The sequence below is a fragment of the Ruegeria sp. CDSA141 genome (genome assembly GCF_059612005.1).
Genome location: NZ_JBXWPT010000016.1, coordinates 39,965 through 53,254 on the forward strand (window position 1 = coordinate 39,965; position 13,290 = coordinate 53,254).

At 54.7% G+C, this 13,290-nt stretch carries 15 protein-coding genes; 8 read left to right on the forward strand and 7 right to left on the reverse strand.

The window, feature by feature from the left end:
* Positions 1 to 143: 143 nt before the first annotated feature.
* The 6 genes from AC2FLP_RS18060 to AC2FLP_RS18085 form a co-directional block, all read right to left on the reverse strand.
* Positions 144 to 746 carry a class I SAM-dependent DNA methyltransferase gene (locus AC2FLP_RS18060; RefSeq protein WP_496685326.1) on the reverse strand — a complete coding sequence of 201 codons (603 nt, stop codon included), beginning with the start codon at positions 744 to 746 and terminating at the stop codon, positions 144 to 146.
* A gap of 246 nt (positions 747 to 992) precedes the next feature.
* Positions 993 to 1,529, reverse strand: coding sequence for a hypothetical protein (locus AC2FLP_RS18065; RefSeq protein WP_170709445.1), 537 nt, complete (start codon positions 1,527 to 1,529; stop codon positions 993 to 995).
* 179 nt (positions 1,530 to 1,708) lie between these two features.
* Complete coding sequence (locus AC2FLP_RS18070) at positions 1,709 to 2,116, reverse strand: hypothetical protein (protein ID WP_496685329.1); 408 nt, start codon at positions 2,114 to 2,116, stop codon at positions 1,709 to 1,711.
* A 34-nt stretch (positions 2,117 to 2,150) separates the two neighbouring features.
* Positions 2,151 to 3,575, reverse strand: a complete 1,425-nt coding sequence (locus AC2FLP_RS18075; protein WP_496685332.1) for a ParB/RepB/Spo0J family partition protein — start codon at positions 3,573 to 3,575, stop codon at positions 2,151 to 2,153.
* 220 nt (positions 3,576 to 3,795) lie between these two features.
* Positions 3,796 to 4,200 (reverse strand): DUF3768 domain-containing protein, encoded by a 405-nt coding sequence (locus AC2FLP_RS18080; protein WP_496685334.1) that lies wholly within the window; start codon positions 4,198 to 4,200, stop codon positions 3,796 to 3,798.
* Between the two features lie 526 nt (positions 4,201 to 4,726).
* Entirely contained in the window at positions 4,727 to 5,020 is a 294-nt protein-coding gene (locus AC2FLP_RS18085) for a WGR domain-containing protein (RefSeq protein WP_496685337.1), read from the reverse strand.
* A gap of 342 nt (positions 5,021 to 5,362) precedes the next feature.
* Between AC2FLP_RS18085 and AC2FLP_RS18090 the strand changes: the two genes are divergently transcribed.
* The 3 genes from AC2FLP_RS18090 to AC2FLP_RS18100 all read left to right on the forward strand — a co-directional run bounded on the left by AC2FLP_RS18090 (position 5,363) and on the right by AC2FLP_RS18100 (position 7,851).
* Entirely contained in the window at positions 5,363 to 5,755 is a 393-nt protein-coding gene (locus AC2FLP_RS18090) for a GFA family protein (protein WP_480547087.1), read from the forward strand.
* A 233-nt stretch (positions 5,756 to 5,988) separates the two neighbouring features.
* The gene (locus tag AC2FLP_RS18095; protein WP_480547085.1) at positions 5,989 to 6,216 is read left to right on the forward strand and encodes a DUF6429 family protein; all 228 of its coding nucleotides are present in this window, start codon (positions 5,989 to 5,991) and stop codon (positions 6,214 to 6,216) included.
* A gap of 222 nt (positions 6,217 to 6,438) precedes the next feature.
* Positions 6,439 to 7,851, forward strand: coding sequence for a DUF6880 family protein (locus tag AC2FLP_RS18100; protein WP_496685340.1), 1,413 nt, complete (start codon positions 6,439 to 6,441; stop codon positions 7,849 to 7,851).
* Positions 7,852 to 8,039: 188 nt separating this feature from the next.
* On the opposite strand, the gene AC2FLP_RS18105 is transcribed toward AC2FLP_RS18100, so the two are convergent.
* Entirely contained in the window at positions 8,040 to 8,540 is a 501-nt protein-coding gene (locus tag AC2FLP_RS18105) for a methyltransferase family protein (RefSeq protein WP_480547081.1), read from the reverse strand.
* 252 nt (positions 8,541 to 8,792) lie between these two features.
* Here AC2FLP_RS18105 and AC2FLP_RS18110 point away from each other — a divergent pair, with 252 nt between their 5' ends.
* The 5 genes from AC2FLP_RS18110 to AC2FLP_RS18130 all read left to right on the forward strand — a co-directional run bounded on the left by AC2FLP_RS18110 (position 8,793) and on the right by AC2FLP_RS18130 (position 13,287).
* Positions 8,793 to 9,044 carry an SH3 domain-containing protein gene (locus tag AC2FLP_RS18110; protein ID WP_480547197.1) on the forward strand — a complete coding sequence of 84 codons (252 nt, stop codon included), beginning with the start codon at positions 8,793 to 8,795 and terminating at the stop codon, positions 9,042 to 9,044.
* Between the two features lie 556 nt (positions 9,045 to 9,600).
* Positions 9,601 to 10,131 (forward strand): TetR/AcrR family transcriptional regulator, encoded by a 531-nt coding sequence (locus tag AC2FLP_RS18115; RefSeq protein WP_496685343.1) that lies wholly within the window; start codon positions 9,601 to 9,603, stop codon positions 10,129 to 10,131.
* Positions 10,132 to 10,255: 124 nt separating this feature from the next.
* Positions 10,256 to 10,669: an ester cyclase gene (locus tag AC2FLP_RS18120; protein WP_496685346.1), complete on the forward strand. Its 414-nt coding sequence runs from the start codon at positions 10,256 to 10,258 to the stop codon at positions 10,667 to 10,669.
* Between the two features lie 202 nt (positions 10,670 to 10,871).
* Entirely contained in the window at positions 10,872 to 11,948 is a 1,077-nt protein-coding gene (locus AC2FLP_RS18125) for a DUF2652 domain-containing protein (protein WP_496685348.1), read from the forward strand.
* Between the two features lie 238 nt (positions 11,949 to 12,186).
* Positions 12,187 to 13,287: an efflux RND transporter periplasmic adaptor subunit gene (locus AC2FLP_RS18130; protein ID WP_496710066.1), complete on the forward strand. Its 1,101-nt coding sequence runs from the start codon at positions 12,187 to 12,189 to the stop codon at positions 13,285 to 13,287.
* Positions 13,288 to 13,290: the final 3 nt, after the last annotated feature.

Consider the following 13,290-nt stretch of genomic DNA (forward strand, 5'->3'; position numbering starts at 1 on the left):
CAATCCAGGCTCAACGTTCGAACTGACGCACGAAACCTGCAAGGACTGAGTAACCGTCCGTTCTTAAGTCTTGAACGCATTCCAAGCCATACCAAAGGTCGGCTATTTGGACGCTATGGTTATTCACTCATCCAAACACAAGATCATTCCGTATTTCGAACCCCCGCTCCAATCAGAACAGGCATTACCTGCTCATCAGATTCGAACTCGAATATCCGTTCGACCCGAATTGAGCCAAGCGTTGCCGCCTCCAGCGCGGCCTTCATTTGATTTAACGTCAATCCGAAACCGTCATTGCCTGACGCTTGCCAATCCCACTGCACAAAATGCCCACCCTTGTTGAGCAAACCGGCCAGTACTGCCACGGCACCACTGTAATCTGGAAGAAAGGCGCAAACGGAAGAAGCGCAAATTAAATCGAAACCCGAAAACCCGTTCTCCAGCTCCGGAATATTTCCCGACAGAATATCTCCGTGAACCGCCCTGACGTTTCTCAGATTCTTTGCCTGCAGGACGGCAATCATATTCTCTGATGTATCGACGGCGACAACTTCCTCCACATGCGGTGCAATTTTCTCCGCCAGCAATCCGGTCCCGCACCCAAAGTCGAGCACGCGCTTTGATCGCCAATTCTTCCCACGAATATCCTGGTGCTCGTGGAGCGAGGCAAAAGCGTGATTTGCGTAACGTCTGACGTCGCTATTGTCGTCCCAACAATCCGCATAGTCGTTCCAGTCATGAGTCATGTTGCTTGCGTTTCCTTGTGGGATTTCATCGGCTCCAACACATCTGCGCTGAGGCAGACGCATCGATACGAACGCGCGACATTGGCTAGGTTGGCGACAACAGTCAACATGGGTTTGGAACGGCATGTGGAGGGAATAGAGGCGGCCTCGGCAAGCCTCTGCCGACGATCTTTCCCACAAGAAAGAGGCCCACCGAAGCGGGCCACAAGTTTAATCGAAGGAAAGTCTCGAGGTATTGATTGCAGGCTAACGCTTGCGCGCGCGATCGACAACACCATCGGCCGTGATCGTGGCAATCCGATCCTCGGTGCGCCGGGTGATCTCCACCCCGTCACCCGTCATATGCGCCTCGGCAAACTCGGTGAACTTGAAGATGCTGCCATCGGCCTCAACATGGGTTTCATCTTCCGCCGAGCGACGTTTCACCGACCCGTCATGGCGGATTTCAATGAGCGTATTGTCAGCCATTCGGACCGTCACGGAATGCTGATCCATCGCAACTCCCTGCCACCACATATCCGCATCGCGGCGCACAACGATACGGTTTGGATGCAGCTTGATCTGCACGTCCTGCGTTGCTTCCGGATCAGCGGCTTTGACCACAACAATCGCCTCCTGTGCGCTGGGGTCGTTGTGGATCGACGCGCTCCCGTTCTTCGGTGGCCAGAGCTTTGGCTGTTCGCGCGGCTTGCCCTCCTGATCCGTATGAAACCCGACAAACATCTGTGCGGATTTCCAAACGCGGCGAGCCGCTTTTTCCAGCTTGTTTGATGAGGTGTCCATGGGTCTATCCAAATCTGTTCTGATCAAGTGATCGCTTTAGAAAAAATGAGCCGGGTGACCGACCTCTGATAGCTATGCGCGACGAGGTATTTGCGCAATGCCACTTTGGGTTTTCATCATTGAGGCTAACACAGCCAGAGATTGACAGGCAGGGCACGATGCGCCCTGCCCCGCTGGGTTCAGAAGCAATCAGGCACCCATGCATCAATCCGGGCTTTCTGCGCCTCGGTCACACCCAGTGCCGCCTGATGCTCTTTATCGTTGAAGAGCTTGTGCATCGCCTCGTTCTTCGCGCCCTTCTTGGATTTCGCGAAGGCTTTGAAGGCGTCGGTGTCCACATGCAGGTCCAGCAGGTCCTTGTAGAGATCATCCAGCTGCCAGCCTTTCAAGCGTTTGAAGCAGTTCTCAGCGGACGGGGTCCAGATCGTGCGCATGTCAGCACCAATCTCAGCCTCGATCTCCGCCATGAACTCCGGGCGTTGGGTCAGGAACCGCCGGGCCAGAAAACTAGTGATCTCACCGTTGCGGGTCTTCTTGCCCAGCTCGCGAAACGCTTTGAACGCCTCGACGCTGCCTAGTGCGGCCATCTCATGGAACTGGTCATAGGCTGCTTCCGCCGCCTCATCCCGCTCCCCGCCAAGACGCGGGTCGAGGATGAACTGGTCGTCGATCTCGGGCGTGTTCCGCTCGGCACCACCATAGCCAAACCCAAACAGGGTGCTGGTCAGACCGGAGGCCGGGGTTGCGGAGAAGGCAAACAGGCTCAGCACATAATCCGGCTTGTCCAGCAGGGCCGTTTGAACCGCCGCCAGCCGGATCGCCACCATATCGTCGATAAACTTCTGCGAATAGGCTGGTTTTGGTGCCTCCTTGATCTCTGGTTTTTTTGACCGGGGCCAGAACACCGGCCTCAATGGCGGCTTGCACATGTTCTGCCGCGACATAGGCTGATGATGTTTTGATTTCGCCACTGTTGCCGACATAGACAAACACACCGGACAGTTTGCGCTGATCGTCGGAATAATACGGCGCGGCATAGTCCTCGAGCGCGGCCAGCTCCTTTTCGCCATCCGCGTCCAGAGCTTCACCCTCATAGAGCTCGGCAAGTGCGTCATACCGCTCGGCCTGTATTTCGGTGAACTCTCGACTCACCATCTCCAGACGGTGCATGCCTTCGCTTCCCGAAAATCCATACGGAATGTAGCTGTCTTCGTGGGTCTCCACCCAGTCCCAGCCTTCCGCTTCGCGCAGTTTCGCTGCTTCTGCCGCCAGTTTCTCAGCAAACAGATGATCCAATAGCACGCCGTCATTGAACAGGGTTTGATCGGCAAAGAGATCAGCGGTGACCGTGCCGCCTGCTTCTACATAGGCCTCCTGCCCCACAAACACGGCCTTGCGGTTGGTGCTGCTGACAGCTTCCGACGTCAGGGCCTGTTTCACATCATGCTCACTAAACCACCTGCATTCCTTGGCCTGTTCCAGCACGTCCAGAATTTTCTCTTCCTCGGTGCTGACGGTCATGGCCTTGGCCAGTCCCATGCTGATCTCACCAGCTTTGAGCGCGTCCAATACGGCGGCGGGCAGATCGGCAAGCGCGAGGCGGCGGCGCACATGGGCTTCGGTCACGCCAAACGCATTGCTGATCTTGGCAACAGACAGGGATTTCTCGGCCATCTTGCCATAGGCGCGGACCTCGTCCACCGGGTCCAGTTCTTCACGGGCCGTGTTTTCCGCATTGGCCCATTGTTCGGCCACAAAGGGATTGTCGGTGACCTTCACGGGAACCTGTGCCAGATCGACCCGTTCGGTCACGGCGATATTCAGAGCCCGCAGGCGGCGGCCACCGGCAACAATGGCGACTTTGCCATCTGCATCCCGCAGGCCACTGAGGTTCTGGATCAGTCCGCACATGACCAGACTGTCGGCCAGCAGGGCGATGCTTTCCTCCGTGACCTCCTGTCGTGGGTTCAGATCAGACAGGTAGAGATTGGACAGTGCGACGGTTTCGATGGTTTCAGGTGCGGTGAATGTTTCAATTTTGCTCATGGGGCAAATCCTTGTTTGAGTGTTTTGCTTTGTGTTAAGGGTGCCCTACCCCTTCGGGGGTAGAACGGGGCCGATTAGGCGGTTGCGTGTTGTTTCAAGAAGGCGCGGGCGATCTTGCCGGATAGGCCGCCGTTCTTGAGATTGTTCCAAGCCAACTGACGTTGACGCGCGAGGGTGTATGGGTTCATGAACTCACCTCCTTTCTGGATTGGGATTGGGATCAGTATTCGCTGGGGCACATGATGGTCAGGACGCGGCGGGTCACTGCGGGATCAAACGGTCGCTCGGAGCCGTATTTGTAGTCCGCGTCATAAAGGTCGATTTTCCAGAACAGCTTTTGACCGCTGACAGTCACCGTTCCGAATGTGTGATCACCATAAGGATCGTTGCCTTCGTCAAACTGGTCATCCGATGCCACTGCCTTCAAAGCCGCAGCCTGAAACTCAATCCCCTCGCCTGACACGCCCGGCGTGACAAACACCTGTCCCTGAATGCCTTTGGACTGCTTCTCGATCGCCGCAGTCGGATCGATCAGGGCTTTCCGAAACAGGTCATTCTGCGCCGCGATCTCTGCCGCCTGCAGAGTTGCGTCATTCTCGATGTCTTTTGTTGCTTCACTGTTCAAAACCGTCTCTCCTTTTGTGGTGCGACCTCCGGGGTTGATCCCCTTTTGGTGCTGGTTTTGAGCCGAGCCCTGAAAGGGCGTCGTCTCTAAAACCTGCCCCGTGGCGAACGCGGAGAGGGGCGAGACAGGACAAATCGACAAGAGTGGTGCGGCCCGCAGCGCACCGCGCGAGGACACGGTCTTGTCTATTTGTCTTGTCCGAGGGGGGAGGCCGCGCCTTCCCCCTGACGTCGGGGGGCGTTTGGCTTGTCCAAATCCCGCCTGACCAACAAAAAAAGCCAAAGGATCTTCGATCCTGCGGGAGCGCAAAAGGGATCGTCACCCGAACGGGCAGATCACCACGGCATGGAGTGACCATGACCCAAAGCCCCTGCCCCGGCTCGCGAGAGACGGGTCAGGGACTATTGCGTCAGGGAGATCATGCTGGGGTGTTCTGGGTGGAAGCCGGTCTGCCGGCTGGAACCTAGAGCCCGGTCACGAGCCGGCTGGCTCGGGATTTGCTATGGAAACAAATTGCCACCCGAAATCACTCACCGACCGGAACATACCCTCGTCGGAGCTTTTGCTTTTCGAGGTTTTGGAGCGCTTCGGCAGCCTCGGCTTCATCTTCGTAAGTCACCAACATGGCTTGTCCGTTTGTGCCGATACGTCCCCAGGTACGAAACACGGAAACTTCGCCAAACAGCGTCGGCTGCAACTCTATTCCATAGAACCGCGCCATGTTGACGTCTGGATCCACATGGATCAGGTGGACAGGTGTGATTGCCGTCAGTTCCATGACGCGATTGTCGGCAAACTCAGCCCGTCTGTCCAATGACATTGCGAAATCAATTCCCGTGAAAGGATTCTGATCCGGAATGAGACCCGGCATCAACCTACTTACCGATAGGTTGTTCTCTTGCAGTTTCCACGGCACATTTGGGCCTGGAAACGAATGTGCGCTTCGGGTGAGAAACCACTTATCGGCGGTACAAAGATCTCCGTCGAACGAATGGCGCACACGTTGGAAAGAACAGCTTATTGCTCCCAGTCGTTGCATTAGGTTTCGTGGTAGAAAACAGAATGGAGCCACCGTTCAAAACCAGGAATTGTTGTGGCTATTTGCCAGAGCACATACGATATTTTTTTATCCTCCTAATCGACATAAAGGAGTAGAAGGAACATGTCTCAGCCACTGGAAGGTGGATGCTTTTGCGGTGAAGTTCGATATCGGATCACCGGTGACGCGGTTTTGCAACTCATGTGTTTCTGTAGTGACTGCCTGTCGATGACCGGTACAGACGGTTACGCCGGGTACATGATAAAATCCGAAGATCTGCAGCTGCTGAAAGGTAAACCTCTGACCTTTGAAAAAACATCAAAGGAAGGACGCCCTGTCATCAGGAATTTCTGCGGAATCTGCGGATCAAACTTGTGGGGTCTGACATCCTTCGGGCTGACCAGCATCGCTGCCGGTACGTTGGATGAACCGGGCAATTTCAAACCAACAAAAAAGGTATTTGTGAAAGATGCGCCCAACTGGGCCAGGATTCCTCACCATTTGGAAGAAATGTAGCGGTACATGTCTTTACAGCCCGACCCGGCCATTGATTATCCGGCCTCACGCCGCGATGCAGCTTTCGCGTTGCAGACATTTATGCGTCAAGCAACAATTCCAATGCAGCGACGACTGCGCCGCAGAAAGTCTGTTGAAAGATTCCGCACCCAAATCCTCCCCCCCGCAAACCTTGTGCGGATCTTCGCTGTGGCTTCAGAATGATCACAAGATAGTCTATATGAGTGGAACCCATGGAATTGGACAACGACAAACTGGACGCGGCAGCATTGGCCATTCTGAGCCTGACGCTGCATGACGGTCGGCGGGTCTGGAAAGGGATCGACTGGGCGATCACCGACCGGCTCTATGAAAAGGGCCTGATCGAGAATCCCGCGGGTCGGGCGAAGTCTCTGGTTCTGACCGATGAAGGGCTCGCAGAGGCGGAAGCAGTGCTGGCCGGGATGTTCGGCAAAACCTGAACTGCCCGCCGCACAGGGGTTGGCCGTTGAGTGGCGCATCCGTCTCTGCGTTATAGACAGCCTGGCTTTGACTTTGACCAGTCAGTCGGATGCGGCATCGCAGGTATCAAATTGCGACCATTGGGTCTTCCTGCGGCATTTCATGGGCCAGACAGCTAATCCTTGCCCTCACGATCCGGTCGAGGCACTTATTTAGGTAACAGTGAAAATCGAGACCCGCCCATGGCCCGCAAGCCTGCCCTGTCCACTGACAAGCTGAAAGACCTCGGTGCCGACAAGCTCGCGCAGCTGGTGCTGGAAGAAGCCGAGCGCAATGCGGGGTTCCGGCGCCAGGTCAAGGCGGCGCTCGCCGGGAAATCCGGCCCCGAGGCCATAGCCAGGCTGATCGACCGGAGGCTGTCCGGGTTGGCGCGGGCAAAGAGTTTCATCGAGTGGGACAAGGCCCGCGCCTTTGCTGACGATCTGCGCAGTCTAACCATTACCCTTACTTCCGAGCTTGGTGCTGCCGCGCCCGGGCTTGCCATAGACCGGCTGTTGCGCTTCATCGCCACCCATGAACAGGTGTTCGAGCGTGTCGACGATTCTTCGGGTCGCATTCAGGACGTTTATTATCAGGCAATCACCGCGACAGGTGATCTGGCGCAGAGCATGGCTACACCCGAAGCGGATCTGCTACCCGACAAGATCATGACCGCCCTTGGCGAAAGCACTCACGGCTATCTGGTCGAGGTAACCGAGATCGTGGCGCCGCATCTGCCGCAAAGCAGCCTGGCTCGCTGGGATGCCGATCTGAAGGATGCCATTACTGAGCGGCGGGCTGAAGAAGTGGCGGGCAATACGGATGGCTGGTTCTATTCCATGACCTCACAATGGGCAGCGATGCGCCAGACCATTGCCCTAGCGCGGGGGGATCTCGATCTGCTCATCGCGCTGGAGACAAAAAAGCAGCCGCGTATGCAGGACACGCTGGGGATCGCCGCGCAGCTTCTGGATGCTGGCCGCAGCGTCGAGGCGCTGGATTGGGTGCGCAAACCGGGGCAGCGCGCGTTTGGCGAGACCGATAGTGACCTTTCGCCGGCACGAGTCAGCCTGGAGGCGCGTATCCTGGAAGCCACGGGCGACAAGCCTGCTGCGCAGGCCCTGCGCTGGCGTTGCTTCGAGGCGAAGCTGTCCGCCGTTGTTCTGCGGGATTACCTCAGGCAGCTGTCGGATTTCGAGGATGTCGAAGCTGAAGACCGCGCCCATGCCTTCGCGTTGGAAAAGGCTGAACCCGAGTTGGCACTGCAATTCTTCCTCGACTGGCCGCGGCTCGATCTGGCAGCAAATCTGATCGTAATGCACCCGCACCGCTGGAACGGTGGTGATTGGCACATCTTGCCGAAAGTCGCAGCCCTTCTGGAGCACGATTATCCGCTGGCAGCAACGATACTCTACCGGGCACTTTTGGACGACATCCTGGATCGCGCGCGCTCCAAGGCTTATGGGCACGGCGCGAAATACCTCGGGAAACTGGCCCTGCTGGCTGAAGAGACGAATCCCAGTTGCCTCGGCAAATTGGTCGACCACACAACTTATCTTGCCAGGCTTACGAAAGCGCACCCCCGCAAATCAGGGTTCTGGACCCGGGTCGATTAGGAGCAATCTGAGTCGCCACGAGCCAGTAGGTTCCGTCACCCAGTTTGGGTCAGAGGTTATGGGTGTGGACTTGAGTGGTCACACGGTCTAGTGCCGTGATGCCACGGAGCAACGCGTCATTGCGGTCCTTCGCGAAAGCTGCGATCTGATCATGAGCGAACTCACAGGTCGCGAGTCAAACCGGTAATTCAACTGCCGTTGTCACCTGGGGGCTCATACGGCCGCAACGTGGGAACCCATCGTGGTACCGCCGCCTTGTATTTTAGGTAGCCCTCGCCAAAACGTCTCTCCAGCCCCGGCTCCTCTACGAATATGAAATAAAGTGTGTTGAGGAGAAAGAACACTATCGCCCAACCGAGCAGGGGCGGGCTGCTCAACGCCACCGCTTCCGCCAATATCATTAGAATGACCGATGAAAGCATCGGGTTGCGCACATAGCGATAAGGTCCGCTGACCACAAATCTTTGAGGTGGGTCCCACGGTGCAGGAGTTCCACGCCCCTCATGAACAAACAGCTTCATCGTATTGGCGGCCAAAACAAGCGCGGGGACTGCTAACATCGCCGCCACGGCCCAATGCAGACGCGTTCCAACACCTGTGTCAAATGGCCAACGGTCGCTGAACCATTGGATCAATATCGGGATGTAGATCAGCACTGTACCCGGAAGGATAAGCACTGCTTTAGTCATTCGCCAAAACATGGAGTAGAATTACCATATCTTGTCTATCATCGGGATCGCGCCGAACTTTATATTCATTTTGCGGAAATCATTTGACGCGACAATCATCGCCTTGAGCTTTGGTAATTCTCATATTTCTGTCTTGGAGTTGTTCATTTTGGTGACCTGATTTGCTACGATTGTAGTTGAGGCAACAAGCAGGAAATCGCGATGCGCAATGCAATCTTCTTACCCCTAGCGGCATTGTTCCTAGACACCATCATGAACGTTGAACCCGTAGCCGCCGCCTCGCTCGGACAATACGAGGTATTTGGCGTCGAAGACGGTGACATGCTGAAAATGCGTGGTGGGCCTGGAACAGGCTACATTGTGATTGTTGGTCTGCCAAATGGAACCGCCTTACGAGTTCACAGTTGCGAGCAAACTGGTGGCACCCGGTGGTGCCGCGTTTCCTTGGAGCGCGCACGTGGGCTCAAGGGGTATGTCTCTTGGGCATACTTGAGAAAAATTTGAAAAAACAGTGATCAACGTTACCAAATTTAACAACGTCCATGATATGTCGGCAGAAGAGGCCCTCTCCGTCTAGTTGGCACTGCTAACATGAGCTTTGAACTGACTTGCGAGCCACAAAGGAGTCGGCCCTTCAATTGAATCTGTGAAGTCACTTACGGCCCAAAGCCGACATCCGGCGGCCAGTCCAGATGCTACACCTGCGCCCGCTTTGGGGGCATTCGCTGAAGGCGCGAAGCCCATCCAGAATCGCGCACCAGCGTGTGGGATCATGAAAATGGAACCGACGCATGCCGCTAACCCTGAGGTCCGGAACTGACGTCGATAGGGTCTCCCGAGCCTTTTCTCCATGATCGTGTAGACCAAACTGACCCGCTGCGCTGGCAAGATACAGTTGCGCGACCAGCCGCCCGTAGCAACTCACGAAGATTCTACCCTGCGTAACAGTTTTTCTGATCTTGCTCAGACGGTACGTGTTGCGATTTTCAAATGACCATTTTAATATACTCCGATGGGTAGACCAAGATCATATTCACGCGATGCCGTAGTTGAAAAAGCCATGGGTGTTTTTTGGCAACACGGCTACAAAGCTGCATCGATAAGTGACGTTGTCCGCGAAACCGGGCTGAACACGGCCAGCATGTACAAGGAGTTTGGAGACAAGGAAGGATTGTTCTCAGCAGCTTTGGATCATTACCGCGATCATGTTATCGGGCCGCGCTATCGTATTCTGATCGACAACCCTAACTTAGAGGGCGTCGAAATGTTTCTCCGAAACGTTTTTTTGGGGGCCGCCAAATCGGAGTACAAGGGCTGCCTGATGATGAACCACCTTGCACAAAAGCATGTGATAAGTCCTGAGGCCGCAAAGCAAGTGGGCGCGTTCTGCGCAGAAGTCGAGTCATTGGTTGAAACCGCTCTTCGTAATGCCCAGGCGGATGGAGACATCGGGGCGGAGAAGGACACGGCGCAGCTTGCAAGCTTTGTGGTTTTTTGCGTTCACGGGACCGTCTTGTATGGGCGGCACGACGAAAAAAAGCACGTGATACCAAATTTTTACGACTTTATCATGAGAGAAATTCGCGAGTGAAGTTCATCCTTCATTTATTTTAAAATTGATTTTTTAAAATAAATGTTCTAAAACTATCCCATCCAGACGGAATTGAAGGCAACGACACGCTGGACGTAAGTGAAACAGGGATAGGAGAAACACGATGAGTATTTCCGAAACGGCTATGGCCTTCTTTGATGCATGCGAAACAGGCAAAGGCTGGAACGTCTGCAAGACATACTGTCAGGACGGTGCCGCTTTTACATGTGAAGCTGACGCATTGGCCGATATCTCGACAATCGAAGGTTATACAGCTTGGACCGCTGGAATTTTGACCCCAATCCCAGATGGCAACTACGACATCACCTCATTCTCAACTGATCACGAACGCAACATCGTAACGGCCACCGCAGTATTCAGCGGCAAACAAACCGGTGAAGGTGGACCGATTCCTGCCACAGGCAAGGAAATCGCAACCAACTATGCCTATGTTATGGAATTTGAAGGCCGCAAGATCGCTCGAATGACCAAGATCTGGAATGACGGGCATTCGCTAAAACAACTCGGATGGGCGTAGTGCCATCGCTTTTGTGACGCCGCCTTTTGGGGTGGCGTCGCGTGAACTTGATAACCAATTCGGGATCTCACCTGCAACTATGCGTCTGAGTTCCCTGCCTACACACCATGATGACCGTCTATAGCGCATTTGGGTCCAAAGTGGTTTTGAACCCTTTGTGAATTAAAATAGTCCTGCCAAACACTCTTTTGGAGAGCGTGCCATGTCAACACAAACTGGATATCTGTTGATCGCCGACATTTCCGGATACACACAGTTTCTGACCACTTCGGAAATGGATCACGCTAATCCGATTTTGAAATCCTTGCTGGGCGTGCTGATCGAACAAGTAGGTGATCCGCTCAATTTCTGGAAAACCGAAGGCGATGCCGTTTTGGCATATTCGACGCGGCAGGATTTCCCCTCCGGCGAGACCTTCCTGACCATCTGCGAAAACCTCTACAACGCATTTGCTCTTCGTCGGCAGGACATAATTGCCAACACAACCTGTACCTGCAACGCTTGCGCCAATGTTGGAGGGCTGGATTTGAAGGTTATCGCCCATCATGGCCAGTTCGAAGAAATGCAACTTGGCCCGGTAAAGGACTTTTCTGGCGCCGACGTTATTCTGGTCCACCGAATGGCCAAGACGAACGTTGTTGAAGCCACTGGTGTAGGCAGCTACGCGCTGTTCAGCGAGGCCGCTGCAAACGCCATGGATATCAAAGGTATAGTGGAACCGTTTTCACAGGACATCGAACATTTTGGCGAGGTTTCGATGATGGTCTACGATTTGGCTAAATCTTGGGAACGTTTGCGTGCCAACCGCGAGCGCCATTTTCTGACCGAGGGAGACGGAGTTTGGACATTCCTCCATCATTTCGATGCTCCAATTGCAGTCGTCTGGGAGGCGTTGGTCGCGCCGGAACTAAAGCTGAAATGGATGAACCGCGTGCAGGAAATCACCGTCGACAGCCCGCAAGGGCGCCTCGGCAATGGGTCGGGCTATCATTGCTCTCACGAATTGGCGGACTTTTTCTATCGCATCACGGATTGGGAACCGTTCCACTATTTCTCGACCTGCATCCAGGATCCGGCGCGCACTGGAGTAAGCCTCCCCGAGACATATCAGCTGACGCAAACGAACACTGGCACCGACTTGCGATACACAATGGGTCAAGCGACGGATGCTGAGGGCAATAGGTCGGAAATCTCAGAACAGGAGGTTTCAGCGTTCCTGGCAGAATTCTGGGCCACATCGTTCTCTGATCTGGACGAACAACTCAACGCCTCGACCTAAAAGATCTTAAATGGGGTGATAAACTTGCGTCCGCAATTTCGGGGTATTGAAGACAGCGGGGCGAGACCGAGCCGTATTGCTTAATCGGGACGACTTTCACCTGGTTGAGTTGGCGGGCAAGACGCTCAACGTCAATTGCTGGATTTTCGACCGTATTACGTTACCGTCGTACCAACGAGAGTGCTTACAAAATTCTTCAGGAGGATAAACCTTGCCAATAAGGTTGTTAGTCGCCGCAATGTTTCTGCACTTAGGTCTATCTCCTTCCATTGTCATGGCGCAGGAAAGCCAAACGAAACCCAAAGTGACCGTGACGGCGGCAGAAATGAAGGCGGTATCTTTGACCGAAGTGTTCACTGGCCGGGTCGAGGCCTTGAATCGTGTCGACCTGATTGCGCGTGTACCGGGATTTGTGAAGTCCATTAATTTCAAGGACGGCTCGAGCGTCAAAGCGGCGGACGTTCTGATCGAGATCGAACCGGATTCTTACGAGGCAACTGTCACTGAAATTCAGGGTCAAATACAAGCTGCACAGGCGGCAAAGAAGCTTGCCGATATCGAGCTTGATCGGCAGCAAAAGCTCTACTCCACAGGTGACACACCTCAAGCAGTCGTTCAAAAAGCTGAAGCCCAGCAAGGTGAGGCCGATGGACATGTGCTTGAGCTACAAGGCAGTCTGCAAAATGCCCAGCTGAACCTGTCCTACACAAAGATAACCGCGCCTTTTGACGGCAGGATTGGACTGACGAACCTGTCCGTTGGCGCATTTGTCAGCCCGGACGGTGGAACCCTGTTGTCGCTGTCCAGCATCGATCCCATCCACGTTACGTTTCCGGTAACCGAAGCCGAACTGCTTGAATTTCGCGCGCGCCGCGCCAAAGCGTCCGACACCGAACCGCTGAAACTACAGTTGATCCTCGCCGATGGCACGACATACGGTGCAATGGGCAGCATCGAAGTGATTGATACACAGGTGCAGTCCGGAACGGATTCCGTTCTGGTCCGCGGTTCCTTTCCCAATTCTGATGGACGTCTCATTGATAACCAACTGGTGCGCGTTATCGTCACCGACCCTACAAACGACAAATCTCTGGTGATCCCCGCCAAGGCTTTGCAGAGAGATCAGTCCGGTTACTTTGTCTTTACGGTCGGAAGCGACGATAAAGTTGTCAAAAAGCAGATCCAACTGGACCGGACCCATGGGGCCGAAGCTGTCATTTCAGGCGGTCTGAGCGAAGGCGATCAAGTTATCACTGATGGCCTGCAGAGGGTCCATGCCGGTGTTGAGGTCAGTGTTTCAGCGCCCCAAACGACCTCATCAACCGCCGACGGGAATTGATCC

Coding starts and splice junctions, on each gene's coding strand:
- AC2FLP_RS18060 (WP_496685326.1), bottom strand. CDS start 746: ATGACTCATGACTGGAACGACTATGCGGATTGTTGGGACGACAATAGC.
- AC2FLP_RS18065 (WP_170709445.1), bottom strand. CDS start 1,529: ATGGACACCTCATCAAACAAGCTGGAAAAAGCGGCTCGCCGCGTTTGG.
- AC2FLP_RS18070 (WP_496685329.1), bottom strand. CDS start 2,116: ATGGCCGCACTAGGCAGCGTCGAGGCGTTCAAAGCGTTTCGCGAGCTG.
- AC2FLP_RS18075 (WP_496685332.1), bottom strand. CDS start 3,575: ATGAGCAAAATTGAAACATTCACCGCACCTGAAACCATCGAAACCGTC.
- AC2FLP_RS18085 (WP_496685337.1), bottom strand. CDS start 5,020: ATGTCATTGGACAGACGGGCTGAGTTTGCCGACAATCGCGTCATGGAA.
- AC2FLP_RS18090 (WP_480547087.1), top strand. CDS start 5,363: ATGTCTCAGCCACTGGAAGGTGGATGCTTTTGCGGTGAAGTTCGATAT.
- AC2FLP_RS18095 (WP_480547085.1), top strand. CDS start 5,989: ATGGAATTGGACAACGACAAACTGGACGCGGCAGCATTGGCCATTCTG.
- AC2FLP_RS18100 (WP_496685340.1), top strand. CDS start 6,439: ATGGCCCGCAAGCCTGCCCTGTCCACTGACAAGCTGAAAGACCTCGGT.
- AC2FLP_RS18105 (WP_480547081.1), bottom strand. CDS start 8,540: ATGACTAAAGCAGTGCTTATCCTTCCGGGTACAGTGCTGATCTACATC.
- AC2FLP_RS18110 (WP_480547197.1), top strand. CDS start 8,793: ATGAACGTTGAACCCGTAGCCGCCGCCTCGCTCGGACAATACGAGGTA.
- AC2FLP_RS18115 (WP_496685343.1), top strand. CDS start 9,601: ATGGGTGTTTTTTGGCAACACGGCTACAAAGCTGCATCGATAAGTGAC.
- AC2FLP_RS18120 (WP_496685346.1), top strand. CDS start 10,256: ATGAGTATTTCCGAAACGGCTATGGCCTTCTTTGATGCATGCGAAACA.
- AC2FLP_RS18125 (WP_496685348.1), top strand. CDS start 10,872: ATGTCAACACAAACTGGATATCTGTTGATCGCCGACATTTCCGGATAC.
- AC2FLP_RS18130 (WP_496710066.1), top strand. CDS start 12,187: ATGTTTCTGCACTTAGGTCTATCTCCTTCCATTGTCATGGCGCAGGAA.